Raw genomic sequence first — 25,278 nt, 5'->3', positions numbered from 1 at the left:
CGGTGGCCCGATGGTCCGGTGCGGCGCGCATTCCTAGCGTAGTGATCGATTTCTTCGGCCGATTCAGCCGGTTCGGCCGAGCCGATCGGTCCAGTCGATCCAAGGAGCACGATGCGCGCCGCCTCAGCAGTCACCGCAGGCCTGGCCCTGGCCGGATTACTCGCCGGCGGAGTGGCCGCCGCGACCCTCCCTGATTCTTCCGAACAGCCCCGCCAGAAGCTCAGTTGGGGCCGCTGCTCCGCCGACCAGAAGGCGCTGAACGAGGCGGGCGCGCAGTGCGCGAAGGTGACCGTCCCGCTCGACTACGCCGACCCCGGCGGTCGTACGATCCAGATCGCCGTCTCCCGCATCAAGGCGAAGTCGCCGGGCGAGCGGCGCGGCGTCCTGCTCTCGAACCCCGGCGGCCCCGGCGGGACGGGCCTGGCCAACACCCTCGCCCTGCGCCCCGCGCTGAAGGACGTGGCGGACCGCTACGACCTCATCGGCTTCGACCCGCGCTTCCTCGGCGAGAGCACCCCCGTCACCTGCGGCAGAACCCCGCGCCCGACGCCGCCCCCGGAATCCACCAGCCCCCGCAAGGACTTCGAGGCAGCGGTGCGTTCCGCGCGCGACACCGCACGCCGCTGCCAAGAGCACGGCGACAACGCCCGGTTGCTGCCCCATGCCTCGACCCGCAACGTCGCCCGCGACATGGACGCGATCCGCGCGGCACTCGGCGAGCGCACGCTCTCGTACTACGGCATCTCGTACGGCGCCGACCTGGGCGCCGTCTACACCCAGCTCTTCCCGCGCCGGGCCGACCGGATCGTCCTGGACTCCTCGACCGATCCGGCGGCCACGCAGTACGAGCTGTTCCAGCGGTCGGGCGCGCCCGCGGAGGCGGCCTTGGACGGCCAGGCCGGTCAGGTCGGGTCGGACGTACGGAAGTTGCTCGACCGGGCCGAGCGCCGCCCCATCGCGGTCGACGGCCAACGGCTCAACGCCCCGTTGCTGCGCCTCGTGTTCAAGCAGCTCGTCCAGCACGAGGAGAAGGACCCCCAACTGGCCAGTGTGGTCGGCGACTTGAAGAAGGCCGCCGCGGGCCGGCTCGACAAGCCGGGGCCCGCGCTCGCCGCGCTCCTGGAGCTCCTCGCCTCGCCCGATCTTGAGAGCAGCATGGTCGGCGGCGCGATCTTCATGTGCGGCGACGGGGGCTGGCCCGCGGGCGGCTGGCCGAAGAACCCGGAGACGTACTGGAAGAACATGCAGCGCAGCCGCTCCACGGAGCCGGTCTTCGGTCCGTACGTCAACGGAATGATCGCCCCGTGTGCGTTCTGGGGAGCCGAGCCGCGCGAACCCGGCACAAAGATCGGCAACGCCGTGCCCGTCCTGATGCTCCAGGCCCGCTACGACAACAACGTTCCGTACGGCGGCGCCCTCGCCCTGCACCGCAAGCTCACCGGCTCGCGGCTGCTGACGGCCGACATCCGTTCGCACGGCGTCTACGGGCGCGGCAACGACGGCCTCACACCCGTCGCGTGCGCCGACCGGACCGTCAACGCCTATCTGCGCGATGGAAAGCTGCCCGCCGCCGACTTCACCTGCCCCCGCCCGACGGACGAGGCAGCGAAGAACGAGGGGGAGCGATGAAGGCGAACACCCCGATAACCCCGATGACCTCGATGGTCAGCAGGCGCACCGGCCTGACGGCCACCGCGGCCGCCCTGCTCACGGGGGTGGCCGGCGCCCCCGCGGCCACGGCGGCGCGGCGCACGCCCCACGCGGCCTCTTCGCTCCAGAAGGACGTCGACGCGATCCTGGCCACCGGGGTGTCCGGCATCCTCGCCGAGGTACAGGGCGCGCACGGCCGGACGGCCGCCCGTGCGGGCGTCGCCGAGCTCGCGGCGAAGGGGCCCGTGCCCTGGGACGCGTACTACCGCATCGGCAGCGACACCAAGACCTTCACCGCCACCGTCGCACTCCAACTCGTCGGCGAGGGACGGCTGAAGCTCACCGACACGGTCGACCGATGGCTGCCCGGAGAGGTCCGTGGCCACGGCAACGACGGCCGCCGCATCACCGTCACCAACCTGCTGCGGCAGACCAGCGGCCTGAACGACTACTTCAGCGCGGACGCCGGTGACCTCACCCCGGAGAGCTACCGCCGCCACCGCTTCCGCTCGCAGACGCCTGCGGAACAGCTGGCGGCGGCGCTGAGCAAGCCGCCGCAGTGGCTGCCCGACGCGAACGATCCGGCGCAGGAACGGCGATGGGGGTACTCCAACACCAACTACGTCGTCGCCGGAATGCTCATCGAGCAGGTCACCGGACAGCCCTGGGCACAGGAGGTCCACGAGCGGATCATCGAACCCCTCGGCCTGCGCCACACGCTCACCCCGGGCACCTCCTCGTATGTGCCGGGGCCTACGGCCACCGCGTACACGCACTTCCCCGGCGACCCGCGGCCGACCGACACGACCCTCAACTTCGGCGGGGGAGCGGACGGCGGGATCATCGCGACGGCACGCGACCACGGTGTCTTCCTGCGCGCCCTGATGAGCGGCCGGCTGCTGCGTCCTGCCCAACTGGCGGCGATGAAACAGACCGTGCCGGCCGCCGATCTGAGCCCCGTGCCCGGTGTCCGCTACGGCCTGGGCATCGCCTGGCGGCCGGTGGCGGGGCGTGCCGGCGGCATCTGGTTCCACGGCGGGACCAGTCTCGGCTGTGTCTCCGAGTGCGGTGTGACGCCGGACGGCTCCACGGCCGTGACCAGCGCGGCCTTCACCCTCAGGCTCGGCGGGCCGCAGGCGGATGCGCAGGCCGCGCGGACCCTCGGGATGGTCGATGCGGCGCTGCGTACCGACTCCGGGGGAGGCCGGTGATCGGCTGCTTGTATCTTGCTCGGGCAAGGACCGCGCCCGGCAGGGCAGCGTCGCAAGGAGTTGAAAAACGTGGACGCACCGGACGCGCAGGACACGGCCAAGAGGCTGCGGACGGTCTGCGACGAGTTGTCGGACCGTTTCTACGAGCGGGCCGACGTGGTGCGGACCCTGGTGGCGACTCTCCTGTCCGGGCAGCACTCGTTGGTGCTCGGCCCTCCCGGGACGGCGAAGTCCGAGCTGGCCCGGGAGCTCACGGGCCGGGTCGACGGCGCGTCCTACTGGGAGATCCTCCTGTCGAAGTTCACCGCGCCGACGAGGATGTTCGGTCCCGTCGACGTCGCCGCGCTGGCCAGGGGCGAGTACCGCCAGGTCTACGACGGCCGTGCCACGACCGCGCACATCGCGTTCATCGACGAGATATTCAAGTGCTCCACGGCGGCGCTGAACGAGACGCTGGGCTACCTCAACGAGCGGATCTACCACCCCGAGAGCGGCGGCGAGCCGATCCGCTGCCCCCTGATCGGCGCCATCACGGCGAGCAACGAACTGCCTGCCGGGGAGGATACGGCCGCGATCTACGACCGGCTCCTCGTTCGGATCGAGGTCGGATACCTGGCCGACCCGTCCAACTTCGCCGCACTGGTCCGCTCCGCCGTCGGCCGCCCGGCGGCACCGCATCGCACCACCGTCGAACTGGCCGCGCTGCAGCACGCCGTGACCGAGGCCGTCCCTTCCGTGGACGTCCCCGACGGGATCGTGGATGCGGTGTGTACGCTGCGGGCCGCCCTGCGCCGCAAGGAACTCGTCGCATCGGACCGCCGCTGGCGGCAGGCGGTGGGCCTGCTCCAGGCGTCCGCGTACCTCGACGGCCGCCCGGCGGTCGCCGAGACCGACCTGTCGGTGCTTACGCACGTGCTGTGGGACTCACCGGCCGAGCGCCCGACCGTCGAGCGCGAGGTGCTGCAACTGGTCAACCCCGACGCCAAGGAGGCGCTCGAACTGGCCGACGCCATCGAGGAGTTGGAGGCCCCGCTCGACGCCATGGCCGGGCAGTCCCGCGAGGCGCTGAGCGAGTGGGTCATCAAGAAGGCCCACAACAAGCTCGCCATGGCGGGCAAGCGCCTGGAGAAGCTCCGCGAGGAGGCGGTGGGCGCCGGCCGCTCCACCGCCGCCATAGACAGGGTCACCGGCCGTCAGCGCGCCGTCCGCGCCCGCGTCCTCACCGAGGCACTCGGCATGGACGCGAGCATGGTGCAGGCTCAGCTCTGACCACCGGGGGGATCAAGTCGTGGGCGAGATGCCGGGCAGGCTCGATGAGTTGGCGGGCAGGGCAGGGAAGTGGCTCGGTCTGTCCGCCGCCGCTCCCGATCGGCACACCGCCGCCGTGGTCGCGGACCGGTTCGAGCAGATCGCCTGGCGCGACACCTACGCGCAGTCGGCCGGACTGCGCGACCTCGCCGATGAGCTGAACGAGCGCCACCCCTACGCCACCGACCTCCTCAGCGACGCGTTCCTGGCCGCGTACAAGGTCGGCCCGCGGCTGCGCGAGCGCGCGGAGATGGAGCCGTCCCGGCTGGTCAACCACCAGGTCATCTCCTCACTGGTGGAGTCGATGGAGTTCGCCGAGCTGCGCCGGGAGACGGCCGGTGATCCCTACGCCGCCGCCATGGCCGTGCTCGCCCAGGCCCCCGCGCTGCGCAGGATCCTTGAGAGCTCCCGGGATGCCCAGGACCAGGCCGAGCGGGCGAAGAAGGCACAGGAGGACGCCGAAGGCGCGGCGACCGCCGTGGCCGAGGCGCTCCGGCGGTTCGCCGGCGAGGACGGCACCGTGCCTGCCCCGTCCGCCGACACCGTCCACCAGGCGATCGCCGCGGCCGAGGCCGCAGAGGCCGCCGCTCAGCGGGCCGCCCGGGACGCCGGGCAGGTCCTCGCGGTCGCCGCCCCCGGTATCGGCGCCGCCGCGCGGAACGCGGCGGCGAAGGCGGCCAGGGCCGCGCGTGAGGAGGCCGCCCTGATGCGGGCGTGGGGCGTCGGTCCCGGCGATCTCGAGCGGCTGGCGTTCGACCGGCGCGCCCGGCTCGCCGAGCGGCTGCGCACCGGCCGGCTCGCACAGTGGGCCGAACTGATCGGCCGCTTCCGGCAGATGGCCGCAGGCGAGCGCGCCCGCAAGGTGGAGAACACCGCCGGGGAGCTGGTCGGCGTGACGCTCGGCAATGACCTCTCCCGCGTCATCCCCTCCGAACTGGCCAACCTGGGCCTGCCCGAGCTGCGTGCGGTGTTCGCCGCGCGTTACGCCGCCGGGGAGCTGATGCTCTACGACAGCCAGGGAGAGCAGGCCACCGGCAAGGGCGCCGTCATCGCGTGCGTGGACACCTCGCACTCCATGTACGTGGAAGGGCCCGGCGGAGTCACCCGGGAGGCGTGGGCCAAGGCGTGCGCCCTGGCGCTCCTCGACCAGGCCCGCGAGGCCGGGCGTGACTTCGTCGGCATCCTGTTCTCCGCCGCCGACAAGCTCCAGGTCTTCCGTTTCCCGGCCGACCGGCCCGCCGGCATCGACCGGACCCTCGACTTCGCGGAGACCTTCCTCGGCGGCGGCACCAGCTACCAGACGCCGTTGACGGCGGCCGCCGAGCTGCTGGGGGAGGAGTTCAACGACGCCGCCCGCAAGCGCGGCGACATCGTGCTGCTCACCGACGACGAGTGCGGCGTCACCGAGGAGTGGATGCGCGGCTGGAACGAAGCCAAGCACCTTCTGGGCTTCCGCGTCTTCGGCGTGGCCATCGGCGCCCCGCCCGCCGCCGAAGCAGGCTCGGTCCTTGACGCCCTGTGCGACAACCTCCGCTCCATCGAGGACCTCACCGACGTCCACGCCGCCGCCGACCTCTTCCGTGTGATCTGACGCGGCCTTTCCGAGTGAGCTGACCCGGCCTTCGCGACACCGGCAGGTCAGCCGACCCCGTACGTCCTGGCGAGTACGTCGACCGTGTCGGCCATGGCCCGGCGCAGGTCCGCGGGCGCGACGACCTCGACGTCGACACCGAGCCGCAGCAGCTCCCCGCACGCGTGCTCGGTGTTCTCGGTCGGGATGACCGCCTCGACCCATCCGTCGTCGCCGACGGCGATCGCGGTGGATTCGACCGCCCGTACCACCTCCGGGGGAAGGTTGTCCGGCAGACGTCGGCGTCCCCGCGCGGAGAGACGAATGGTGGCCGTGCCGGTGAAGCGGCGCTGCTGGAAGTCGTCCAGGTACGAGGTCCAGTACGCACCCAGGTCGAAGTCCGGCGGCCGGTCGAACCGTTCGTCGCTCGGCACCGCGTCCAGGACCTGGGTGACCCGGTAGGTCGCGACCCGGCTCTCCGTGGCGGCCACGAGGTACCAGACACCGGACTTGAGGACCAGGCCGTAGGGGCGCAGGCGACGCTGCACCTCCTGCGGCGCGCGCCAGCGGCGGTAACGCACGTTCACCACACGTCGGGTGAGCACCGCGTCGACGAACACGCCGAGATACGGGGTCTGTTCGGGCTCCCGGTACCAGGCCGGAGCGTCCAGATGGAACACGGCCGCGGTCCGCGCCGCCTCCTCGCGCAGCCCCGCCGGCAAGGCGGCAAGCAGCTTCAAGCGCGCCGCGGTCACCTCCGCCGCCAGCCCCAAGTCGGCTGCGGGGCCCGGCAGTCCGGCGAACAACAGCGCCCGCGCCTCGCCTTGGCTCATCCCGGTCAGCCGGGTGCGATAGCCGTCGAGCAGCTGGTAGCCGCCCCCGCGGCCCGGCTCCGCGTACACCGGGACTCCGGCGTCCTGCAGCCGCGCCACGTCACGGTAGGCGGTGCGCACGGACACGCCCAGCTCGTCCGCGATGCCTCGCGCGGACACGCGGCCGCGGGATTGCAGCAACATCAGCACCGACAGCAATCGACCAGCAGACATGGGCGCAATTCTCCCCGGAAACCCTGACAGCCCCTGGCACAGGGCCGCCGTAGCGTCAGTCGCAGAGCACCGAAGCACCGAAGCACCGAAGCACCGAAGCACCGAAGTCCCGAAGTCCCGAAGTCCCGAAGTCCCGTACAAGAGAACTGAACAGGAGCCTGCCGCGTGGCCAGCACTGAGACTTCCGGCCGTCCCGCCGTGATCGAGCTTCGCCAGTACACGCTGCGCCCCGGCCGGCGCGACGAACTCATCGAGCTGTTCGACCGGGAGTTCATCGAATCCCAGGAAGAGGCCGGGATACGGGTGCTCGGGCAGTTCCGCGACCTCGACGACCCGGACCGCTTCGTCTGGCTGCGCGGATTCCGGGACATGGCGACACGGCAGCGCGCGCTGACGTCCTTCTACGACGGCCCCGTCTGGGCCAAGCACGGCCCCCAGGCCAACGCCACCATGCTCGACTCCGACGACGTACTCCTCCTGCGTCCCCTGTCGGAAGAGAGCGGCTTCGCCATAGAGAGCGGCTTCGCCGTCTCCCCATCCCGGCGGCTCCAGGTCGGCGCTCCGGCACCGGAGCGCTTCGTGGCCGCCACGGTGTGGTCCTTCCCTCTCGGCCACCAGGACGGCATCGCGCTGATCCGGGACGAACTCCTCCCCGTGCTGCACAGGACGGGCCCCGCGCCACTGGCCGCCCTCTCCACCGAGGCGGCGCCCAACACATTCCCCCGACTGCCCGTCCGCACCGGGGAGAACGTCGCCGTGGTCGTCACGGCCTACCCCGACGAGAGTACGTACCGAGCGCACCTGGCCGCTGTACAGGCGGACCCCCTCGCCCGGGACGAGATCCTGCCGAGCATCGAGCGGGAACAGACGACAGCGGCCAGGACCCTGCGGCTGGCGCCGACGGGCCGATCGGGCAGCTGATCGGGCGGCCGTGTCACATTTCGAGGAGCCGGTCCGTCAGAAGGGTGTAGGCACCCGCAACGACACTGGAGCGCATCATGGAAGCCCGCCTGAACTTCTTCACCAGCCCGGTCGCAGCCAAGTTCGGCAAGCACCTGGTCGCCGCCGGCAAAGTGCTCGCGGAGTCCACGCTGCCGATCACGACGCAGGAGCTGGTGAAGCTCCGCGCCAGCCAGATCAACGGCTGCGGTTTCTGCACCGACATGCACACCAAGGACGCTGCGGCAGCCGGTGAGACGTCCCTGCGCCTCAACCTGGTCGCGGCCTGGCGCGAGGCCAAGGTCTTCACCGACGCCGAGCGGGCGGCCCTGGAGCTGGCAGAGCAGGGCACCCGTATCGCGGACGCGGCGGGCGGGGTCACCGATGAGGCCTGGGCGAACGCCGCCAAGCACTACGACGAGGAGCAGTTGGCCGCCCTGGTGGCGACCATCGCGCTGATCAACGCCTTCAACCGGGGAAACGTCATCGTCCAGCAGCCCGCAGGCGACTACCAGCCCGGCCAGTTCGCATAGCCAGGGCTGTGGTCAAACGGAAGTCCCTAGCCATGGAAGGCCGTGGTTGACCCGAGCGCGGCCCGCCCGGTGGTGATCCGGTTCACCGGGGCGGCCTCGTCGGCATAGCCGAACGAGATGCCCAGGAGCAACTTCCCTTCGGTCACGCCGAGTTCGGCGCGGACGGTGTCGGCGTAGAAGCTGAGCAGCACTGTCCACGCCGTACGCGGTCATCGCCAGGAGCAGCGTCTGCATGTAGGCGCCGACATCCGCGGCAAGGCGGGCGCCGCCGTCTCCAGTGACGAACAGGAACGCGGCGTGTGGCGCGCCGTAGAAGCGCAGGCTCTGCGCGTCGTAGGCCGCGCGTGCCGCGTGGTCGTCGGGACCGATGCCGAGCGCTCCGTACAGCTCGCCGCCGAACGCGGCCCTGCGTGCCCGGTGCACCGGCGCGTACATCCCTTCGGAATACGGGAAGTCCACCGAGAGGCGCTTCTCGGCATGGGCCGCCCGCAAGGCGTCCGCCAGTCGCTCACGCGCCGCGCCGCTCACCACTTCCACCTGCCACGGCTGTGCGTTGGAATGGGACGGCGCGGCGCCGGCCAGGGAGAAGATCGCACGCATCGTCTCCTCGGGCACGGCTCCCGGACGGAACGCCCGGGTCGCGTGACGCCCACGCACCAGCTTCTCCGCGCAGCCACTCAGCTCTGTGGGGACCGACTTGTCCATGGGGACTCCTCAACGCCGTTCATTTATGTAAACGGGAGCGTTTACTTGGGAGGCAGGTCGCGGAGGAGGCGCCGGTGTCCAAGCGGACGCTCTACGCGCACTTTCGGACCAAGAATGACCTGGTCATCGCCCACCTGCAGGACCTCGCGTCGTCGGGTGCCACGCTGGAAAGCGTGCTGACCCGCGAGGACATCCCCCCGCGGGAACGGATCCTCAAGCTGTTCGAGCAGCCCGCGGGGGAGGCGACTCCGGTACGGGGGTGTCCGTTCATCGATGCCGCCGCGGAGTTCCCCGACCCGGAGAGCGCCGCTCACTCCTACGCCCGCGAACAGAAGCTGCGGATGGCGCAGTTGATCGCCGCGCTGGTGACGGAGCTTGGCTGCCGCGAACCGGTCGCCCTCGCCGAACAACTGGCCACCCTCGCGGACGGGGCGGCCAGTCGCGCCATGGTGCTGGGTGACGCGGACTACGGCCGACACGCACGGGCGGCGGCGGAGGTTCTCCTCGAGCGGGCGGAGCAGAACGAAGCTGGCGAGCATCGAGATTCCTGACGGCGCCAACGGGTCTCCGCGACCGTACGTCCAATCCGGTGCTGAGCCTGCCGGACAACCGCGGGACTACCCCGACGCCGTGAGCCACGCCCTGACCACGCTGCATACGAGCAGCTGAGCAGCCCCTCAATTCTCGTTCCCGCCTGCATTTCCCTCCGCTTGCAGAGCAGTGGACATCGCGTTTCAGTTGTACAGATCCTCCCTCGGTACCAGGAGCTGCGATGTCGATGTCCTTCGGTTCAGGGTTCGGTTCCTCTGACCCTTTCAGCGAGATGTTGAACCGGTTTTTCGGAATGTCCCCGGCATCGTCGCCACCGGCCGTTCAGCGCGTTCCCATCGGACGGCTCCTGACCGATTCCTCGCAGGAACTGCTGAATCTGGCCGCTCAGCGAGCCGTCAAGGACGGAACCCCGGACCTCGACACGGAGCACTTGCTCTGGGCGTCCGCACAGGTCGACCCCGCGCGCAAATTGCTCTCCCAGGTCGGCGTGAATCCCGACAAGCTCGCTTCGGAACTCGACGCGGTTCTTCCACGGGAGTCCGGTGAGCCGTCCGCGGAACCAGGACTGACACCGGCGGCCAAGCGCACCCTGGCAACCGCCTACGCCCATTCGCAGGCCGCCGGGGTTTCCTATATCGGGCCCGAGCACATCCTCAGCGCACTCCTCGACGACAGCGACTCGGGCGCCAACCGGCTGCTGCGCGCGGAGGGCGTGGACACGGAGCGGCTGTCGGGCCTCGCGGACCAGGCGGCCCGCTCGGACGGATTCCCGGCCGACGCGAAGAAGGAGAAGCCGGCCACGACGCTGGACGAGTTCGGGCGGGACCTGACGGAGGAAGCGAAGGCCGGAAAGCTCGACCCGGTGGTCGGGCGGTCCGATGAGATCGAGCAGACCGTCGAGATCCTCTCGCGGCGATCCAAGAACAACCCTGTGCTCATCGGCGAGCCCGGCGTCGGCAAGACCGCCATCGTCGAAGGCCTGGCCCAGCGGATCGTGGCCGGCGAAGTCCCGGCGACCCTGAAGGACAAGAGGGTCGTCTCGCTCGACCTCTCCGGCATGGTGGCCGGCGCACAGTACCGAGGCCAGTTCGAGGAGCGCCTGAAGAAGGTCATCGAGGACGTCCAGGAAGCCAGCGGCGACATCATCCTGTTCATCGACGAACTCCATACGGTCGTGGGCGCGGGCGCCACCGGCGAGGGGTCGATGGACGCGGGCAACATGCTCAAGCCCGCGCTGGCACGCGGAGAGCTGCACGTCGTCGGCGCGACGACCATCGACGAGTACCGCAAGCACATCGAGAAGGACGCCGCCTTGGAGCGTCGCTTCCAGCCCGTGCTGATCCCGGAGCCGACGGTCGAGCAGACGGTGCAGATCCTGGAGGGGCTGCGGGACGCCTACGAAGCCCACCACCAGGTCCGCTTCGCCGACGGCGCCCTGGCGGCGGCGGCCGAGCTGTCCGACCGGTACATCAGCGACCGGTTCCTGCCGGACAAGGCCATCGACCTGATGGACCAGGCGGGCGCCCGTGTCCGTCTGCGCAGTGCGGGCCGCTCCACCGAGGTCGTCAGTCGCGAGGACCGCATCGCCAAACTCCGCCGCGAGCAGGCCCATGCGGTGGCCGGTGAGGACTTCGAGAAGGCCTCCGACCTCAAGCGGCAGATCGCCGAGGCGGAAGGCGAACTCGCGGGCATCGAGGAGCGCCGCGAGGGCGTCGTCTCCGTCACCGCCGACGACATCGCCGATGTCGTGTCCCGCCGCACCGGGATCCCGGTCTCCCAGCTCACCGCGAGCGAGAAGGAGAAGCTCCTCAAGCTGGAAGAGGAGATGCACGCCAGGATCGTCGGCCAGGACGAGGCGGTCACCGCCGTCTCGGAGGCCGTACGCCGCAACCGTGCGGGCATGGGCGACCCCAACCGCCCCGTCGGCTCGTTCCTCTTCCTCGGGCCCACCGGCGTGGGCAAGACCGAACTCGCCAAGACGCTGGCCGAGTTGCTGTTCGGCGACGAGGATCACATGATCCGCTTCGACATGAGCGAGTTCCAGGAGAAGCACACCGTCGCCCGGCTCGTCGGTGCCCCGCCCGGATACGTCGGCTACGAAGAAGCCGGCCAGCTCACGGAGAAGGTCCGCAGGCAGCCCTACAGCGTGGTGCTGTTCGACGAGGTGGAAAAGGCCCACCCCGACGTCTTCAACACGCTCCTTCAGATCCTCGACGACGGACGTCTTACCGATGCCCAGGGACGCACCGTCGACTTCCGCCACTGCGTCATCATCATGACGTCCAACATCGGCGCCCATCGCATTCTCGCGCACGAGGGCGATGTGTCCGAGATCAAGGACGAGTTGATGGAGGAACTGCGGACGCGGTTCCTGCCCGAATTCCTCAACCGCATCGACGACATCATCATCTTCCACAGCCTCAGCGAGGAAGACCTGTCGCAGATCGTGGATCACCTCCTCGACCAGAGCAAGCACCGGGTGCACGCCCAGGGCATCAATCTGGAAGTCACCGACGCGGCCAAGAAGTTGCTCGTCGCCCACGGCCATCAGCCGGAATTCGGCGCCCGTCCGCTGCGCCGCACGATTCAGTCCGAGCTCGACAACCGCATCGCCTCGTTCCTGCTCGGCGGCGAGGCGGATCCGGGCGACACCATCGTCGCCGACGTGGAGAACGACACGCTCCACTGCGCCGTACGCAAGGGGGCCGCCGCGGAATCCACCGACGGCTACCGGTAAACACACCCGGGCGCACCGATGCCCGGGTGTTTCATCAAGGAGGGCACCTGGCGGAACCGCCGCGTGCGGCGAAGGGGACCGTCACCCTGGCCGCGGCACCATCCGGTGCAGGCCCTTGCGGTCGTAATAGCGGGTCATGGCGAAGCCGAACACGAGCGCGGCGACGAAACCGACCGCGATCATGATCCAGCCCCGGGTGAGTCCGGCGTCGGCGCGGGCGTCGAAGTAGACGATCGCCCGGACGCCGGAGACGAGTTGGCGCATGGGTTCGAACGTGGCGAGGAAGCGGTAGAAACCCGGAGTGGCTTCCAGCGGGACCGTGGCGCCGGACGACGGGAGCGCGAGCGCGATGAAGACGAACATGGCGACCAGCTGGCCGATGCTGCCGAAGGCGGCGTTGATCGCCTGAACCCCGAGGCCGACGGAGAGACTCGCGCAGCAGGAGAACACCCACAGCAGCGCCGGGTGCGGCGCGTCCATGCCCAGGATCGAGACCGTCGCGACCATGAGAAGCGTGGTCGTCAGGAGCGAGAGACCCGCGGTCATCACCATTTTCAGGAGCAGCATCTGGGTGCGGCTGATGGGAACGGTGGGCTGCCGGGAGTGCCAGGGGCCGATCTCGCTGTCCGCGTAGCCGAGTGAGCTGTCGACGGTGTTGTGGATGAGATTGGCGGCGAGGAACCCGGTCAGGACCAGCAGCAGGGTGTAGTAGAAGGCGCTCAGGCCCAGACCCGTGTGCGCACCGATCGGATGGCCGACCTTGGTGTTCACCGCGACCGGGTCGGCGAGCAGCACCCTCGTGGTGGAGCTCGCCTTGGCGACTTCCGGTGCCGACACCAGCTGCTTGCCGATGCCCACAGAAGCCTGGTGCGCCGCCCGTTGGGTGATCTGCCCGGCCAGGGACGAGCCGAGGCTGCCCATTCCGGGATTGGTCAGCGTCGTCAGGGTCGGCTGGGCGGTGGCTTTCCCGGAGGCCAGCGATCCCACGGCGGAGGTGAAGCCGGAGGGGATCTCCAGCGCTCCGTAGACCTTGCCGGAGGCCAGCTCGTCCTGAGCCTCTGCGCGGCTGATCCTGCGCCAGTCCACCTCCCCGCGCGGAGTGGAGGAGACGATGCCGGCACTCACCTGGGAGCCGAGATTCTCCTGCTGACCCGGCAGCGGCTTGTCCGTGTCCGAATTCACCAGGGCGATGGGCAGCCGGTCCAGATGGTCGGCGGGCGTGAGGATGCCGCCCATGTACAGCAGGGAAAGGGCGAGTGCGACAAAGCCGCTGAGCACACTCGGAACGATCCACAATTTCCAACGACGCAGCAGCCGCCCCGCCTTCACGTCCTGGGCGGAAGCATCGCGCGGCGGAATCCCGGTGGCCATAAAACTCCCCTTTGACTCCCGAATGACCATAGGGCGCGGATGAAGAAGGGGGGCGCCACGACACCTGGTTCCGGCATACCTTCGCGTTCGTTCCCTCCTGATTCGTACGAGACGCAGAGGCTGACCCCATGGGCTTCATAAAACCCCGGCTGGTGCCCGTCGATGCCGGCGCCTTCCGCTCCCTGCCGCGCCGTGAGCGCCTGGAGATCCTGACCCGGCACTGGGTCGAGCACGGCTTCGGCAGCCCCTACGGCGTGTTCCTGTTCTACGTGGTCAAATGCGTGCTCTACGTCGGCGGCGCGGCCCTCGTGATCTCGCTGACGCCCGGCCTGGGCACCGTCGGCGACGTGGGCTCCTGGTGGTCCGAGCCGATCGTCTACCAGAAGCTGATCGTCTTCACGATCCTGTGGGAGATCGTGGGCCTTGGCTGCGGATCCGGTCCGCTCTCCTCCCGCTTCAACCCGCCGATCGGCTCCATCCTCTACTGGCTGCGGCCCGGCACCATCCGGCTGCCCCCGTGGCCCGACAAGGTGCCGCTGACCCGCGGCGACCGGCGCACCGCCGTCGACGTCCTGCTGTACGCCGCCGTACTCGCCTCCGGCGGCTTGCTGTTGAGCCGCCCCGGCGACGGCACCGGCATCGCGGACTTCGGTCACGTCGGCCTCGTCGAACCCCTTGCCGCCTTACCGCTCATCGTGAGCCTTGCGGTGCTCGGCCTGCGCGACAAGACCGTGTTCCTCGCGGCGCGCGCCGAACAGTACGGTCTTTCGCTGCTGCTCTTCTTCTTCCCGTACAACGACCAGTTCATCGGCTTCGAACTCGTCATGCTGGCGCTCTGGTGGGGCGCCGCGACCTCCAAACTCAACCACCACTTCCCGTTCGTGGTGGCGACGATGATGAGCAACGCGCCCCTGATCCCCTCGGGCCGTATCAAGCGGATCTTCTACCGCGACCACCCGGACGACCTGCGCCCCTCACGCCTGTCGTTCCTGCTCGCCCATGTCGGCACCGCCACCGAGTACGCCGTCCCGCTCTACCTGGTCTTCTTCGGCGACGGCGGCTGGTGGACGTGGGCGGCGCTGCTCTACATGGCCGTCTTCCACCTCCACATCCTCTCGACCATCCCGATGGGGGTGCCGCTGGAGTGGAACATCTTCTTCATCTTCTCGCTGTTCTACTTGTTCGGCGCCCACAGCGACGTCACCGTCCGAGACCTGCAATCGCCCTGGCTGCTCGCCGTGATCCTGCCGAGCCTGGTGCTGCTGCCCGCCCTCGGCAACCTACGGCCCGACCTCGTCTCCTTCCTGCCCGCGATGCGCTATTACGCGGGCAACTGGGCCACCAGCGTCTGGGTGTTCACCGGTGACGCGGCGCAGCGCCTGGAAGCGGGTCTGACCACCGCGACCCGGCTCGCCTCCAACCAGCTGGCGCAGCTCTACGACGCCGACACCGCCCTGCTCATGGCCGCCAAGGTGGAGGGCTGGCGGGCCATGCACTCCCACGGGCGCGCCCACAACGGACTCATCGCCCGCCTCACCGACGGCCAGGACGACGCCATGGTGATCGACGGAGAGATGGTCGCCGGGTTCGCGATCGGCTGGAACTTCGGCGAGGGCCACCTCCACGACGACCAGCTGCTGCGCGCCGTCCAGGCCCGCTGCGGCTTCGCCCCCGGCGAGGTCCGGGTGATCTGCCTGGAAGCCCAGCCCATTCACCGGCAGACTCAGGACTATGAGATCCACGACGCGGCGCTTGGCCTGCTCGAGCGGGGACACGTCAAGGTGCGGGACATGCTGACCCGTCAGCCCTGGCCGACCGACGGTCCTGACTACCCCGTCCACGACGTGGAGTCGCTGCATCCGTTGCGGCCCCTGTCCGCGGACACCGAGTCATGACGTCCGCGGTCGTCGTGGGCGGCGGGCCCAACGGGCTCGCCGCCGCGGCACTCCTCGCCAAGGCGGGGCTCGACGTCACCCTCCTGGAAGCCGCCGACGAGGTCGGCGGCGGCGCCCGCAGCCACGAGGCCATCGTGCCCGGCCTGCTGCACGACCACTGCTCGGCCATCCACCCCATGGCCGTCGCCTCACCGGCGCTGCGCGCGCTGGGCCTCGAACAGCACGGTCTGCGCTGGCGCTCGGCCGACATCGACTGCGTACACCCGCTGGACGACGACACGGCCGGCGTACTGCTGCGCTCCGTGGCGGAGACCAGCCGCCTGCTCGGTGTGGACGGCGACCGTTACCGGGCGCTCTTCGCACCTTCGGTACGCCGCTGGGACGCGCTTGCCCCGGACACGATGGGCCCCCTGCTGCGCGTCCCGACGCACCCGCTGCTGCTCGCGCGCTTCGGCCTGCCGACCGCCCTGCCCGCGACCGCCCTCGCACGCCTCTTCAAGACTCCTCAGGCGCAGGCCCTGTGGGCCGGTGTCGCGACCCACAACTTCCGTCCCCTGTCCCGTCCTTTCACCTCCGCGATCCCCCTCGGCATCCTCACCGCGGGCCACGCGGCCGGGTGGGTCGTCGCCGAAGGCGGTTCGCAGTCCATCGCCCGCAGCATGGAGCGGGTGCTGCGGGCGCACGGCGGCACGATCGAGACCGGGGTGCGGATCACGGACCGCGCACAGATCCCGCCCGCCGACGTGACCCTCCTCGACCTCGACCCGGCCCAAGTCGCCTCCCTCTACGGCGACTTGCTGCCGAGCCGCGTGCGGGCGGCCTACGAACGCTTCCGCCGCGGACCCGGCGCCTTCAAGCTCGACCTGGCCGTCGAAGGCGGCGTGCCCTGGACGAACGAGCACGCCCGCCGCGCCGTCACCGTGCACCTCGGCGGCCCGCTCGCCGAAGTCGCGCACACGGAGCGGGAAGTGACCCGCGGGAGGATGCCGGGGCGCCCCTTCGTCCTGGTCGGCCAGCAGTATCTGGCCGACCCGTCGCGGTCGGCAGGTGACGTCCACCCCGTGTGGACGTACGCCCATGTCCCGTACGCATACGACGGAGACGCCACCGAGGCGATCCTCCAACAACTGGAGCGCTTCGCCCCCGGGGTGCGCGAACGCGTCGTGGGCCGGCAGGTCACCCGCCCCGCCGACTTCGCCGCCGCCAACCCCAACTTCCGCGGTGGCGACATCCTCACCGGGTCCAAGGCCGTCCCGCAGCTCCTCATCGGGCCACGCCCCGCACTCGACCCGTACGCCACCGGCCTGCCCGGGGTGTTCCTGTGCTCGGCAGCCACCCCGCCCGGCCCCGGGGCGCACGGCATGTGCGGGGCGGGGGCGGTGGCGTCGGCACTGCGCCATCTCGGCATCCGGCCGGGCTGACGTACTGTCACCAACCGTGCGGACAACGGTGATTCACTGGGAGCCGCCCGGGGGTCTCCCGGCAGGCGTTCCAGGCCGGCGGCCACATCGGTCTGCCGGGCCGTTTCCATGAGGGCCGGTCCCGCCGTACGCGGCGGCGGCGTTGGCCAGCACGACGTGCCCGAGGGCGATCTCGCCGGCCTTGCCCCACCCACGCCGATGTGGGTGATCCGGCCGACGGAAGCTGCACAGCACGGTCTTGGCTTCGGGCGCGGTGTCCGGGAACGCGGCGAAGAACCGCAGGGCGCTTTCCCCGGTGATGGGGTAGACGGCACGGTGCCGGTGAGGGCGCCCTCGCCCAGGGTGGGCAGTGCGTCGGATGCCTCATGACCGGTGTACGCGGCCGGCTGGATGCCGATCATGGTGATGCGCATGGGTGCGGCACCAGGTATCGCCGAGGCGAACTCAGTTGCCCCAGAGCCGTCCTCCAGCGGCCAGTACGCCACGACGGACGTGCGGGCGGGGTTGGAGAACTCGCGGCGCATCGCGGATTGCAGCGGCGCCGCGCCCTGCCCGAGTCGGCGCAGGATGCCCGCGGCGGTCACGGACACGCGCACGTCGTACGGGGTGCCCCACTTCACGGGCCAGCCGGGCACTTCGCCCAGGAAGCGGATCAGGCGCGGCCCGGCGGGGCCCAGCGGGGCGACGGAGATGCGTACGGGGGTGTTGCGGCCCAGACGCCCGTACAGGTCGGAGCGCGGGTTGCGCGGGCTGTAGCGGCCACTGGCGTTGTCCAGGACGAACGAGCGGGTAGCCGCGTCGGTGCGGGCGCCCTCGTCGGGGCGCCCGCGGGTGATCGTGATCGGGTTTCGGTGAACACGTTGCCGGTGATGTCGAGCCACGCGCCGCCGAGGTACAGCTCGACGCGGACGCCGAGCGGGTCGTCGGGGAATGCCACGAACGGGACCTCCTCCCAGATGTCGAAGGAGATCGGCCGTGTGGACGAAGATCAGGCTGCATTCGAGTTGATCGACCGCATGCGTACGGTCCCCGAGCCACGTCCCGAGAACGCATATGGGCGTCGGACGGACTATCTGAAGGAGAAACACGATGCGTATGCGTTCAGTGCTGGCGGCCGTCACCCTCGCGGCTGTTGCCCTCATGGGCGGGGCCACCACGGCGGCCGCCGACGAAAGAGACAACTTTGACGCTATTGGGATCTACCAGATCGCCTTCTCGCCGCTCTGGTAGGGGCCGTACCGCACCGTGATGTCGGCGCCTGATGTCGGCGGGCTCTGTGCCCGTCGCTATCAGGCGCCGAATGCGGTCCGTACCGAGCCGCGGCCGTCGACGTGGACCATGCGGCGGATGAGGCGCTTGAACTCGCCGTCGGCGCCCGTGATGTCCAGGACGATGCGGCCCTCGCCTGGCCCGCCTGCGGGTGATGCGGTGTGGGCGGACCAGGCGGCGGCCGTGGCCTGCCCGGGGGTAGGGGTCGAGACGAGATTGCGCATACTGCGATCGACCGCGCGCTCTGTCCCGCCTCGATGCCGTCGACGACACCGGCGGGAATCCACTGACCGATTCCTGCGCCCAGACCGCGCACGACGTCGCGGCCCTTGCCGGTGAGCAGGGAGCCGAGAGAGCCGATGCCGTTCGAGATGCGTCCGGGACATGCCCCGGACCCACGCGATGAAGTCGGATGCCTTCTGTCCGGCGGCGGTGCGGAGCGCCTGAAAGCCGCGGGATGCGGAGGCGCGCAGACTGCCCGGCAGACCGGACAGGGCGTACGCGGTACGGCCGGGCAACCCGCCCAGCCACGACGTCAGTTCGGTGGTCTTGCCAACGGCGGCATCCTTCGCGCCGCCGAACCAGCCGCCCGGCTTGCCAGGCAGCGAGCCGAACCAGTTCAGCGCCGTTCCGATGCCGGATACGGCCGTGTCGGTGGTCGACTTGATGAAGCCCCAGGCGGCCGACCACGCGGTCTGAAACCACGTCGTCTTGGTCGCGATCAACACGACGATGGCGACCAGCGCCACAATCGCCGCGATGATCCAGAACACGGGCGAGGCGAACATCGAGGCGTTCAGCGCCCATTGGCTACTGGTCCAGATGGCGTTACGGGCGGCCACGACCGCTTGCGCCAGTGCCCATGCCTTCGTGGCCACGGTCACGGAACCGATGACCACGGCAAGCGCGGTCAGTACCGGTGTCGGCACGGCGCTAATCATCTGCGCCAGATACAGGGTGAGTTGAGCCGAGACGCCGAGCAGCGGGGAGAGGGCGACGAGTACCTCGATGGCCGCGTCGCCGAGACTGGCGAGAGTGGTGCCGCCCTGCTCGGCCAGGTCGAGAAAGGCCGCAAAGCCTTCGGAGTCGTCGAAGGAGGTGCCCCAGTCGGCGAACGCGGCGGACATGGTGACCAGGCCACCGGTGACCCCGGCGGAGGCGGGCAGGAAGGCTTGCAGCATGCCCGCGAACCCGACCGCAAAGTTCTTGATCACGGTCAAGATGTCGCGCAGGGCGGGCCCGGCGACCGCGGCTGTCTCGCTTACCCACCTCCTTGAACTCCGCGGACTTGATGCCCGCTGAGACGTCATCAAAGAACCTGGAGAACGCGCCCGCGGCGGCCTCGACGAATGGCGTCAAGGTGGGGAGAAGGTCCCGGAGGACGGTGATGCCCGTGGTGACCACCGGCATGGTGGTGGTGGACAGGCTGTCGGTCGGCGACGGTGGGCCGCTGTTCGATCTCTGTCTCCTGGCGAGAGAGGTTCCGCTCGAACGTGTCCGCATCGGCGAGGTCGACGTGGTCGGGATTGTCCAGGTCGAGATGGCGTCCGGTGCTGCGGCGGATCTCCGCGACGGCGTGGGCCATCGCGGACTGCATCCGCACCCCGAGGACGTCCCCCCAGCCGGGGCAACGCCGCGATGGCAGGGTGTGGCTACCGCCGGGGACGTGCCCTGGCAAGGAGGGAGAACCTGAATGCGTCGCATGGCCACCGCCGCCACGATGGCCGCGCTCGGAGTGAGAAGCCCTTTCGGGTCGGGGTGGCCGTCCCCCAACGTCTCAAGATCACCCCCGCCGGACCGAGTCGGCAGTCCGGTATTTATGATCATGACTGACCATGATTACTAATAGGGGGAACTAGGGGATCTGCGTGAATCTGCGATCGACCATACGTATTGCCGGAGTTGGGGGCGCGCTCGCCCTGGCCATCGCCGGAGGAGCGACCACCGCGTACGCGAGTGACAGCGGCCCCGAGCGTGGCGCTGACAGGCCGTCCGCGGTCACGGCCACGCAGCCCTCGCAGCAGGGGGACGTAGCGACCAGGGGCGCGGTCGGCCACTACAGCAAGGTCATCAAGAAGACGGCGACCAAGAACTACACGAACACGAAGAACGAAATCGCCCGCTGCACGGCACAGTCGGCGGGCATGACCTGCACGATCAACAAGACGGCGTCGGCGACGCGCACGATCGACGCAGGGTTCGGCATGAGCCGCGGGGCTGTCGCAGGCAGCTTGAACATCAGCTCGTCCAAGACGCAGTCGGTGTCCGTGACCTGCAGCGCGCCGGTGAAGAAGGGGAAGTCGCTCGTCGCGTACCCGATCGGTACCCGGTACAAGTACAAGATCGAGAAGCACATCACCACGCCCCTCGACTACGTCGCCGGGACGAGCGGGTGGAAGTACGCCTTCAACCCCTCTGCCGCCAAGGTGAGTTGCAAGGTCAAGTGAGAGGGCGTTCCGTGAACTACCGGAACAGAGCGTGGACCCGCGGCGCGACCGCCGCGCTCCTGCTCGCGGGAACGATGGCACTGTCGGGCTGCGGCTCGGCTGACGAACCGCCCGCGCCCGTACCGCTGGACGCGCTCGTCGGCCAGTCCGTCGCCCAGACACAGGCCCGCCTCGCGGGGCCTGCGACGATGGTGTCGTACGACCTGTCAAAACCGGTGACCGGGGCGAAGGCCCGATACGGCACCGGGAAGGGCGCGGGGACCGACGAGGACTGGATCGTCGTGGCGGCGTGCGGGAACACGAAGAACCTGGAGGACGACACCCGGCTCGCGGTCGGTGTCCTGCACCAGGACGCGTACTCCAAGGACATCGAGCACAAGGCGAAGAAGCACGCCTTCAACCGCTACCTCAAGGAGTGCGGGTAGAACCGGACTTCGCGGAGAAGCAAGGCTTCGCCGCACTCGTCGGAGCGCAGTGCAGGGCCCGCATCCCCGCAAGGGGGGGGCGGGCCCTGCCGGCAGTGCCCGACCCCACCCGACCCCATCCGACCCATGGCAATCACTGTGAGTGAGCGTTCTAGTTGGCGAGTGAGCGCGATAGTTGGCGAGACCCACGCTCAGGCGTCGACGCGGCGACGAGTCCGATGCAGTACTCCCACAGTGCGGCAACCAGCGGAGTGAAGCATGCCCACTGCTTAACGTGGCCCGTCGGCCGGACGAGTGCGTGGCCGCCTGAGACGGAGCGAACGACGTGGCCTTCTTCTGCCCCCAGGTTCGTGCGCAGGGACGCGTAAGTCACCGTAAGTCCGGGCAGCGCGGCCCCGGGGCTCGTAGGAATCCGCTACGAGTGCCGGGAAAAGACGCACGCCCCGGCAGCATCGCCCCGACGAGGGACTGGGACGCTCCCGGGGCGGCCTGACCTGCAACAGCCATCTCGTGGGGCGACGCCCCGCAGCTCATCCCGGTCATGGAACGCATCCGCGTCACCCGCCTCGGCGGCGGGCATCCGCGCACCCGCCCCGACCATCTCGGCGGCGACAAGGCGTACTCCTCTCGCCGCAACCGCCGTTACCTGCGCAGGCGCCAGATCAAGCACACCATCCCCGAACCGAAGAACCAGCGGGCCAACCGCCAACGAAGGGCAGCAAAGGCGGCCGACCCGCAGGCTTCGACACGACGATCTACAAGCGAAGGAACGAAGTCGAGGGAACGATCAACGCGTTGAAGAACTCCCGGGCCGTCTTTCTTCCACGGCACCGTCACCGTCGCCTCGATCCGACTCTGGCTCCGCCCGTGATCTCCGCCGGATCTAGCCGCCGGTCGTGCCGTCGAGCATCTCGCGCAGGATGTCCAGGTGGCCGTTGTGGCGGGCTGTCTCCTCGGTGAGGTGAAGGAGGATCCAACGCAGGTCGACGTGGAGGCCGTTGCGGACGGGTCGCTTGGCCTGATCGTCCAGGCCATTCCCGGCGACCAGTTCGCTGTAGCGGGCGCTCTGTTCGGCGTATTCGTCGAGCAACTGCGTGAGCGGGAAGTCGACGGCGATACGCATCTCGCGGTCGGGGTCCTCCTCAGTCCAGGGGCCCCGGTCTTCCTCGCCGAGGAAGACCACCTGGAACCAGTAGTACTCGACCCAGCGGAGGTGGTTGATCACTCCGCTCATGGTCATCAGCGGTGAGCCCGGCAGGAGCGCCTTGCGAGCGTTCTCCGCAGAGACGCCATCGCACTTGGCGCGGGCGGTGTCACGTGTGTAGTCGAGAAACGTGGTGAGCTGGGTGCGCTCGTCCCACGCGGGCGGCATGTCGTCGATTCTGGTCATCGCGCGAAGCCTCCCCGATCACCACGACCGATGTCGAGGCAATTTGTCGATGGGCCCAACCTGCTCCACCTAGCTCCTTGTCCGGCAGGTCGCTACAGAGATTCGGCGTCGGTGGGCCGCCGGCACGATCCGCCGGACAGGCCCTAGTGTCTCGTGATTCCGTCGGCGTTACTTGATCTTGTGTGGCAGGGTCTTGTGGTGTGGAGCTCTCCGTGGAACAGGCCGCCGAGTTGCGGGAGTTGGTGAGCAGCCGGGATCTGCCCGCCGACATAGCCATGCGGGGGCGGATCGTGCTGTGGTCGAGCGAGGGCCGTCGGCGCAAGGACATCGCCGAGCTGCTCGGCATATCGCTGCCGACGGTGGACCGCTGGAAGCGGCGCTACGCCGAGCAGGGCCTCACCGGTCTGGAAGGGGAGCGTCCAGGTGGTGCACGAGAACAGGTTCCGACGCGCGTACGGTCCCGAGTGATCGCGCTGACGCGCATGACGCCACCGGACGGCACCGGGCTTTCGCACTGGTCCACACGGGAGTTGGCGAAATACCTGAAGGGGACCGAGAACATCACTGTGTCCTGGCACTACATCGCGCGCGTCTGGCGAGAGGAGAGCCTGAAGCTGCACCGATCCGGCACCTTCAGGATTTCCAAAGACCCTGCGTTCGCGGAGAAGGTGGCCGATGTGATCGGCCTGTACCTGGCCCCGCCGGGCGGCGCGGTCGTCCTCTCGATCGACGAGAAGACGCAGATCCAGGCCCTGGACCGGACCCAGCCCGTGCTGCCGGTCGCCTTCGCGGCGAGCGAGCAGCGCACCGCCGACTACGTCCGGCACGGCACCACGAACCTGTTCGCCGCACTGAACGTGACCACCGGCGAAGTCCTCGGCGAGTGCAAGCCGACCCGGAACGGCAAGGATTTCCTGGCCTTCTTGACGAAGGCCGTGAAGCCGCACGTCGGCATGGACATCCATGTCGTCCTGGACAACCTCTCCACGCACACCACCCCGGAGGTCAAGGAGTGGTTGGTCAAGAACCCGCACGTCCACTTCCACTTCACTCCCGTCGGCTCCTCGTGGCTGAACCAGATCGAGATCTGGTTCGGAATCCTCACCCGGCAGTCCATCCGCCGCGGCACGTTCTCCAGCGTCAACGTCCTGATCAATCAGATCCGCGACTACATCAACTCCTGGAACACGACGGCGAAACCGTTCACCTGGACCGCGACCGCTGCCGAGGTACTCGCGAAGGTCAGGCTCGTCGCGACCAATGTGAAGAAACTCGTCAATAACAACTCGAACTGACATGAGCAGGATCGCGAGACGGTAGGTGCTGCTTGAGCCAGTGATCCGCCTGATCTGTGGCGTGTCACGAGCATCCGCGAAGTTCCCGCCATGCTTACTGCGCATGACTCCCAACAGAGAAATCATGAGAACCTGCGGCCAAGAGCGGAAGCGTGCTATTCGCGTCAAGCTGGCTGCATCGCATTGCAAACATGGATCTTCCCGCCTTGCATTTCGATGAACAGCAGAGATACCGCACCTGGCGCCCGCCATGTCTCGATTTCGCCGATATCTTCTGTGCGGCCTGATATGCCGGTGCGATCAGTGGTGCGGCGAGCCTAGCGTCATTCCCTGCTCAGTTCATTTAAGGCGGCTTCGCTCGCTGGAGACGCATCAGAGACAGCTCCACCACGAGCCTCGGGAGGATCAATGGCACAGATAATTCCGGCAGGCAAGTACTACATCAGGTGCGCCGCTTTCACGGATCGAGTAGCGGAGGTCTACGAGGCCGTCCCTGAGCCCAACATCCCGATCGTGGGGTTCCCTCTCGACAAGCAACCCGAGGAGCAGTGGCACGTCGAAACGATCCCTGGCCAGGCCTTGCAGGTCATCAGGAGCGAGCTCACGACTCCGGACGACAGGCCCCTCTATTGGGCCGAGCCCGTCGTCCGCGCCATGCCGGAGCCTGTTGTAGTCAACCTGTTCCCGATGAGGTTCTCGATCGAGCCTGCGGGGAAGGTCGGCAACGTTGAGACCTACCGGGTACACGACCCTAGCCGGGACTTGGTCGCCACCCTCCTCGACGGCGACGAGATGGCCCAGATCTTCCTGGCCAAGTGGAGGGGTGACAACACCCAGAAGTGGTTCTTCGAGTCCGCCTGACAGAGCCCTCTGACCGGTGAATGCGGCCGCGAATTCGGCGCCTGAAGAACATTCTTCAGGGCCGGGCGGCCGTATTCGCATGCGTTGGAACAGCCTCACCTATATGCGGCAGAACTGTTGAGTCACCCGTCGGCAACTCCAGTCATTCTGTTGGCTCACTTCAGAAAGCTCGCCAGCAACATCTCCGAGTGACACCACGAGGATCACACGACACTAGGCGAGCTCGGTCACCGTGCTGTCCGCCCACTCCTCGGCGTCGTAGGTGGTGGTCTTCTGCTGGGGCGGCTCGACCTTGGGAGCGAACTCCTGAACGCCGGGCACGAGCGTCCACACGGGGGTGGTGTCGGTGCCGGTGTTGAGTTCGAGGCGGTACCGGCGGGCGAGTGCGGTCTCAGTCTCCGCCGGTGGGGTGGGGGTGGACAACGTCCCCCATGGGTGGTGTGCGCGGGGGCGCTGAACGGGCGGGGGTGCAACTGGGCCGGGTGAGGGCTCCATTCGTGGCCGGTAGCGCCCTTCTGCACAGGTCGGTGCGGGTGTTCGCTTGAACCGGTAGGTGAGAACCGCACAGATTGGGAGGCTGATTCGATGAGCGACAAGCCAGCACCTCCGGACTGCGCCATGGACTGCACATGTGGTCCGGGCTGTAGCTGCGG

21 protein-coding genes and 2 pseudogenes are annotated in these 25,278 nt (G+C 69.0%); 17 read left to right on the top strand and 6 right to left on the bottom strand.

The features are described from left to right. The first annotated feature begins 111 nt into the window (after nt 1-111). The 4 genes from AB0G47_RS15685 to AB0G47_RS15670 all read left to right on the top strand — a co-directional run bounded on the left by AB0G47_RS15685 (nt 112) and on the right by AB0G47_RS15670 (nt 5,760). Nucleotides 112-1,629, top strand: coding sequence for an alpha/beta fold hydrolase (locus AB0G47_RS15685; protein WP_360769219.1), 1,518 nt, complete (start codon nt 112-114; stop codon nt 1,627-1,629). Then, complete coding sequence (locus tag AB0G47_RS15680; protein WP_360769217.1) at nt 1,626-2,861, top strand: serine hydrolase domain-containing protein; 1,236 nt, start codon at nt 1,626-1,628, stop codon at nt 2,859-2,861. The genes AB0G47_RS15685 and AB0G47_RS15680 overlap by 4 nt, the downstream gene beginning before the upstream one ends. Nucleotides 2,862-2,930: 69 nt before the next feature. Next, complete coding sequence (locus AB0G47_RS15675) at nt 2,931-4,130, top strand: AAA family ATPase (protein ID WP_360769215.1); 1,200 nt, start codon at nt 2,931-2,933, stop codon at nt 4,128-4,130. Between the two features lie 28 nt (nt 4,131-4,158). Continuing rightward, nucleotides 4,159-5,760: a VWA domain-containing protein gene (locus AB0G47_RS15670; protein WP_360769962.1), complete on the top strand. Its 1,602-nt coding sequence runs from the start codon at nt 4,159-4,161 to the stop codon at nt 5,758-5,760. A gap of 47 nt (nt 5,761-5,807) precedes the next feature. On the opposite strand, the gene AB0G47_RS15665 is transcribed toward AB0G47_RS15670, so the two are convergent. Then, nucleotides 5,808-6,785 carry a WYL domain-containing protein gene (locus AB0G47_RS15665; RefSeq protein WP_360769212.1) on the bottom strand — a complete coding sequence of 326 codons (978 nt, stop codon included), beginning with the start codon at nt 6,783-6,785 and terminating at the stop codon, nt 5,808-5,810. 165 nt (nt 6,786-6,950) lie between these two features. Between AB0G47_RS15665 and AB0G47_RS15660 the strand changes: the two genes are divergently transcribed. Beyond that, complete coding sequence (locus AB0G47_RS15660; protein ID WP_360769210.1) at nt 6,951-7,706, top strand: NIPSNAP family protein; 756 nt, start codon at nt 6,951-6,953, stop codon at nt 7,704-7,706. A 77-nt stretch (nt 7,707-7,783) separates the two neighbouring features. Beyond that, on the top strand, nt 7,784-8,257 hold the full coding sequence (locus tag AB0G47_RS15655) for a carboxymuconolactone decarboxylase family protein (protein WP_360769209.1): 474 nt from the start codon (nt 7,784-7,786) through the stop codon (nt 8,255-8,257). 12 nt (nt 8,258-8,269) lie between these two features. On the opposite strand, the gene AB0G47_RS15650 is transcribed toward AB0G47_RS15655, so the two are convergent. Beyond that, on the bottom strand, nt 8,270-8,962 hold the full coding sequence (locus tag AB0G47_RS15650) for a nitroreductase family protein (RefSeq protein WP_360769206.1): 693 nt from the start codon (nt 8,960-8,962) through the stop codon (nt 8,270-8,272). A gap of 53 nt (nt 8,963-9,015) precedes the next feature. Here AB0G47_RS15650 and AB0G47_RS15645 point away from each other — a divergent pair. Further along, nucleotides 9,016-9,513 (top strand): annotated as a pseudogene (locus AB0G47_RS15645) (TetR family transcriptional regulator); the annotation flags it as partial. A gap of 221 nt (nt 9,514-9,734) precedes the next feature. Then, entirely contained in the window at nt 9,735-12,251 is a 2,517-nt protein-coding gene (locus tag AB0G47_RS15640) for an ATP-dependent Clp protease ATP-binding subunit (protein ID WP_360769203.1), read from the top strand. A gap of 81 nt (nt 12,252-12,332) precedes the next feature. Here AB0G47_RS15640 and AB0G47_RS15635 read toward each other — a convergent pair whose 3' ends face one another. After that, a complete protein-coding gene (locus AB0G47_RS15635; RefSeq protein ID WP_360769200.1) occupies nt 12,333-13,622 on the bottom strand; it encodes a DUF3533 domain-containing protein in 1,290 nt (429 codons plus the stop codon). Nucleotides 13,623-13,750: 128 nt separating this feature from the next. Here AB0G47_RS15635 and AB0G47_RS15630 point away from each other — a divergent pair, with 128 nt between their 5' ends. The 3 genes from AB0G47_RS15630 (at nt 13,751) to AB0G47_RS15620 (ending at nt 18,168) form a co-directional block, all read left to right on the top strand. Beyond that, the gene (locus tag AB0G47_RS15630) at nt 13,751-15,517 is read left to right on the top strand and encodes a DUF3556 domain-containing protein (protein ID WP_360769197.1); all 1,767 of its coding nucleotides are present in this window, start codon (nt 13,751-13,753) and stop codon (nt 15,515-15,517) included. Then, nucleotides 15,514-16,938 (top strand): NAD(P)/FAD-dependent oxidoreductase, encoded by a 1,425-nt coding sequence (locus tag AB0G47_RS15625; protein ID WP_360769194.1) that lies wholly within the window; start codon nt 15,514-15,516, stop codon nt 16,936-16,938. Before AB0G47_RS15630 ends, AB0G47_RS15625 begins: the two co-directional genes overlap by 4 nt. Nucleotides 16,939-18,027: 1,089 nt before the next feature. After that, nucleotides 18,028-18,168 (top strand): hypothetical protein, encoded by a 141-nt coding sequence (locus AB0G47_RS15620; RefSeq protein WP_360769191.1) that lies wholly within the window; start codon nt 18,028-18,030, stop codon nt 18,166-18,168. 59 nt (nt 18,169-18,227) lie between these two features. On the opposite strand, the gene AB0G47_RS15615 is transcribed toward AB0G47_RS15620, so the two are convergent. Next, on the bottom strand, nt 18,228-19,421 hold the full coding sequence (locus tag AB0G47_RS15615; RefSeq protein ID WP_360769188.1) for a hypothetical protein: 1,194 nt from the start codon (nt 19,419-19,421) through the stop codon (nt 18,228-18,230). A 59-nt stretch (nt 19,422-19,480) separates the two neighbouring features. On the opposite strand from AB0G47_RS15615, the gene AB0G47_RS15610 reads away from it, so the two are divergent. The 4 genes and pseudogenes from AB0G47_RS15610 to AB0G47_RS15595 all read left to right on the top strand — a co-directional run. Continuing rightward, a complete protein-coding gene (locus tag AB0G47_RS15610; protein ID WP_360769185.1) occupies nt 19,481-19,900 on the top strand; it encodes a hypothetical protein in 420 nt (139 codons plus the stop codon). A gap of 175 nt (nt 19,901-20,075) precedes the next feature. After that, nucleotides 20,076-20,654 carry a hypothetical protein gene (locus tag AB0G47_RS15605; RefSeq protein ID WP_360769182.1) on the top strand — a complete coding sequence of 193 codons (579 nt, stop codon included), beginning with the start codon at nt 20,076-20,078 and terminating at the stop codon, nt 20,652-20,654. An 11-nt stretch (nt 20,655-20,665) separates the two neighbouring features. Then, the gene (locus AB0G47_RS15600; RefSeq protein ID WP_360769180.1) at nt 20,666-21,079 is read left to right on the top strand and encodes a hypothetical protein; all 414 of its coding nucleotides are present in this window, start codon (nt 20,666-20,668) and stop codon (nt 21,077-21,079) included. Between the two features lie 429 nt (nt 21,080-21,508). Then, nucleotides 21,509-21,950, top strand: a pseudogene (locus AB0G47_RS15595) (transposase); the annotation flags it as partial. 12 nt (nt 21,951-21,962) lie between these two features. Here the strand turns inward: AB0G47_RS15595 and AB0G47_RS15590 are convergent. After that, on the bottom strand, nt 21,963-22,469 hold the full coding sequence (locus tag AB0G47_RS15590) for a DinB family protein (protein ID WP_360769177.1): 507 nt from the start codon (nt 22,467-22,469) through the stop codon (nt 21,963-21,965). 212 nt (nt 22,470-22,681) lie between these two features. Between AB0G47_RS15590 and AB0G47_RS15585 the strand changes: the two genes are divergently transcribed. Together AB0G47_RS15585 and AB0G47_RS15580 are read left to right on the top strand one after the other, a co-directional pair. Further along, the gene (locus tag AB0G47_RS15585) at nt 22,682-23,764 is read left to right on the top strand and encodes an IS630 family transposase (protein ID WP_360769174.1); all 1,083 of its coding nucleotides are present in this window, start codon (nt 22,682-22,684) and stop codon (nt 23,762-23,764) included. A gap of 408 nt (nt 23,765-24,172) precedes the next feature. Then, the gene (locus AB0G47_RS15580; protein ID WP_360769172.1) at nt 24,173-24,625 is read left to right on the top strand and encodes a hypothetical protein; all 453 of its coding nucleotides are present in this window, start codon (nt 24,173-24,175) and stop codon (nt 24,623-24,625) included. A gap of 213 nt (nt 24,626-24,838) precedes the next feature. Here AB0G47_RS15580 and AB0G47_RS15575 read toward each other — a convergent pair whose 3' ends face one another. Further along, the gene (locus AB0G47_RS15575) at nt 24,839-25,048 is read right to left on the bottom strand and encodes a hypothetical protein (RefSeq protein ID WP_360769169.1); all 210 of its coding nucleotides are present in this window, start codon (nt 25,046-25,048) and stop codon (nt 24,839-24,841) included. Between the last annotated feature and the right edge of the window lie 230 nt (nt 25,049-25,278).

Origin of the sequence: Streptomyces sp. NPDC021622 (assembly GCF_040640795.1) — a bacterium.
In the GTDB taxonomy this organism is placed as follows: Bacteria; Actinomycetota; Actinomycetes; order Streptomycetales; family Streptomycetaceae; genus Streptomyces.
The sequence above is the reverse complement of the archived record's forward strand: the minus strand, read 5'-3'. Positions and strand labels throughout refer to the sequence as shown.

Bases quoted from the DNA above. Each gene is read 5' to 3' on its own strand.
- AB0G47_RS15620 (WP_360769191.1), top strand. From the start codon at position 18,028: ATGCGTATGCGTTCAGTGCTGGCGGCCGTCACCCTCGCGGCTGTTGCC.
- AB0G47_RS15685 (WP_360769219.1), top strand. From the start codon at position 112: ATGCGCGCCGCCTCAGCAGTCACCGCAGGCCTGGCCCTGGCCGGATTA.
- AB0G47_RS15630 (WP_360769197.1), top strand. From the start codon at position 13,751: ATGGGCTTCATAAAACCCCGGCTGGTGCCCGTCGATGCCGGCGCCTTC.
- AB0G47_RS15680 (WP_360769217.1), top strand. From the start codon at position 1,626: ATGAAGGCGAACACCCCGATAACCCCGATGACCTCGATGGTCAGCAGG.
- AB0G47_RS15580 (WP_360769172.1), top strand. From the start codon at position 24,173: ATGGCACAGATAATTCCGGCAGGCAAGTACTACATCAGGTGCGCCGCT.
- AB0G47_RS15640 (WP_360769203.1), top strand. From the start codon at position 9,735: ATGTCGATGTCCTTCGGTTCAGGGTTCGGTTCCTCTGACCCTTTCAGC.
- AB0G47_RS15665 (WP_360769212.1), bottom strand. From the start codon at position 6,785: ATGTCTGCTGGTCGATTGCTGTCGGTGCTGATGTTGCTGCAATCCCGC.
- AB0G47_RS15635 (WP_360769200.1), bottom strand. From the start codon at position 13,622: ATGGCCACCGGGATTCCGCCGCGCGATGCTTCCGCCCAGGACGTGAAG.
- AB0G47_RS15655 (WP_360769209.1), top strand. From the start codon at position 7,784: ATGGAAGCCCGCCTGAACTTCTTCACCAGCCCGGTCGCAGCCAAGTTC.
- AB0G47_RS15650 (WP_360769206.1), bottom strand. From the start codon at position 8,962: ATGGACAAGTCGGTCCCCACAGAGCTGAGTGGCTGCGCGGAGAAGCTG.
- AB0G47_RS15670 (WP_360769962.1), top strand. From the start codon at position 4,159: ATGCCGGGCAGGCTCGATGAGTTGGCGGGCAGGGCAGGGAAGTGGCTC.
- AB0G47_RS15625 (WP_360769194.1), top strand. From the start codon at position 15,514: ATGACGTCCGCGGTCGTCGTGGGCGGCGGGCCCAACGGGCTCGCCGCC.
- AB0G47_RS15590 (WP_360769177.1), bottom strand. From the start codon at position 22,469: ATGACCAGAATCGACGACATGCCGCCCGCGTGGGACGAGCGCACCCAG.